This is a genomic window from Hafnia paralvei ATCC 29927, from assembly GCF_001655005.1.
In the GTDB taxonomy this organism is placed as follows: Bacteria; Pseudomonadota; Gammaproteobacteria; order Enterobacterales; family Enterobacteriaceae; genus Hafnia; species Hafnia paralvei.
Genome location: NZ_LXET01000037.1, coordinates 1 through 1,748, shown reverse-complemented (window position 1 = coordinate 1,748; position 1,748 = coordinate 1). Strand labels below are relative to the sequence as shown.

Below are 1,748 nucleotides of genomic sequence, written 5' to 3'. Positions count from 1 at the left end.
GAACTGATGAAAGCGCTCAAGAGAGCGATTGATTATGTTAGCACCAAACTCACGATTCTAATGCGGCGACTGATTGCTGAGCGGTTGTCCAGCGCTGAGGAAATAATCCGCATCTGAAAACATCTTAGTAGGTAGGTGCTCCATGACTGGAGCACCATAGAAAACCTACCAGCGCAATTCTGATGTTGGCATAAATGTAACTGACTTCACTTTACTCGAAATATCATAATCAATTTGCATACTAATAGGAGCATCCCCTTCTGTTACATCAAAAAGCTCCGCCCACCCCAAAGCACGCCTCATAACTACTCGGGGAGGACTGCTTCTTAGGGGCATCCCTATATTTTCATGCACCCATTGCCGAGACATATCGTTTTGAAGGCCAAATGGTAAATCATTCGGGAAATACCAGTTTTTTATTTCAGGCCGAAGGATGTGCAACGTAATTTCTTGCAAGATACGTCCATCGCGACGGAATGACAGATACACTCCCTCTTTAGCCATATTCAAACTGAGATCTGAATCCCCAGAAAACCCTGTAGGTAGTGTTTTATAGGGAACAAGTTTTGCTTCAAGCAAATTGTTATACGATTTTCCCAGACTATGTATCAATGCCTCTACATTTACTGTCATTTGTACAGCCCCACCTTACGGTTCAGTTCGTGCATTTTTATCCTTGCCGCCTCTATTTGGGCATCGGTCGCACCATGCTCTTTCAATGCTGGCTTGATAGCATCCAGATTACGATCCACTGCAGCCCGCAAATCCAAAGCATCCTGCTTTATCTGCGCGGCATCGTTACGTGTATTGCGACCACCATACGTCTCACTGATTTTCTGGTGCACCTCTTTAGGAACAACAATCGCCGCCACATCCTCCGCCATTTCATCCACTAACTGCTTACTAAGTCGTGGATTATCACGAAGCAATGCAGCTCGAACTGCTCCTGCCGAAGGCATATGATCGGCCTCATATTTCCCCTGCCGAGATCGGCGCTTAAAGTCACTGTATAGCTCTACCTCCAAAAACTCTACCGGTGGCTTACTCAGGTAGATATAAATCGGAGGCATATCCGTCCCGAGGAAAATCAGAATGTAATCCTCGAAATCCCCTTCAGTCGGCGCGGGATAACTCTCGATATCGCTTCCGACCTTCTCCGGTATCGGCAGTACCGTTATGGACGACGGTAAACTTGGACGATCCTGATGCCCTGTATTCGAAGGAATATCTAGCTCTAGCTTGTCAGGGTTCCAGTAAATCGTGACCGGCTTTTCACCCTCTGTCGTAAACTCATACAGCCCAGTCTGGGTGTTGAGCTTCATCTCACGCACAGGTACTTCGGATAAACCGCTTTCCGTTGGCGAATGATAGCCTTTTGGGGATATGACGCGGGATAAGTCTGAAGACCTGATGAAGGCGCTCAAGAGAGCGATTGGCTACGTTGATGCAGAGATCGAGCATCCGAACTCACGTTTCTTTGATGACGACTGATTACTGATCGGTTGTTAAGCGTTGGGAAAATAATCCGCATCTGAAATATCTTAGTAGGTGCTCCATGACTGGAGCACCATAGCAAACCTACCAGCGCAATTCTGATGTTGGCATAAACGTTATCGACCTCACGTTATCAACCACATCGTAGCTGATTTGCATACTTGTAGGAATAGAGAAGCCTTTAGCCTCATAGAGATCTGTCCAGCCGAAAGCTCGCCTCATAACAACTTTAGGCGGGCTACTTCTTAGCGGTT

The 1,748-nt window shown here is 46.7% G+C and carries 3 protein-coding genes; all 3 read right to left on the bottom strand.

Going from position 1 to position 1,748, the window contains the following annotated elements:
• Positions 1-165: 165 nt before the first annotated feature.
• Entirely contained in the window at positions 166-633 is a 468-nt protein-coding gene (locus M988_RS08810; protein ID WP_064573728.1) for a DUF6392 family protein, read from the bottom strand.
• Positions 630-1,424, bottom strand: coding sequence for an S-type pyocin domain-containing protein (locus tag M988_RS08805; protein WP_074388439.1), 795 nt, complete (start codon positions 1,422-1,424; stop codon positions 630-632). Before M988_RS08805 ends, M988_RS08810 begins: the two co-directional genes overlap by 4 nt.
• Before the next feature lie 154 nt (positions 1,425-1,578).
• Positions 1,579-1,748 (bottom strand): DUF6392 family protein (locus M988_RS23140; protein WP_282956181.1); only part of this gene is annotated, 170 nt, incomplete at its 5' end.

Coding starts and splice junctions, on each gene's coding strand:
- M988_RS08810 (WP_064573728.1), bottom strand. CDS start 633: ATGACAGTAAATGTAGAGGCATTGATACATAGTCTGGGAAAATCGTAT.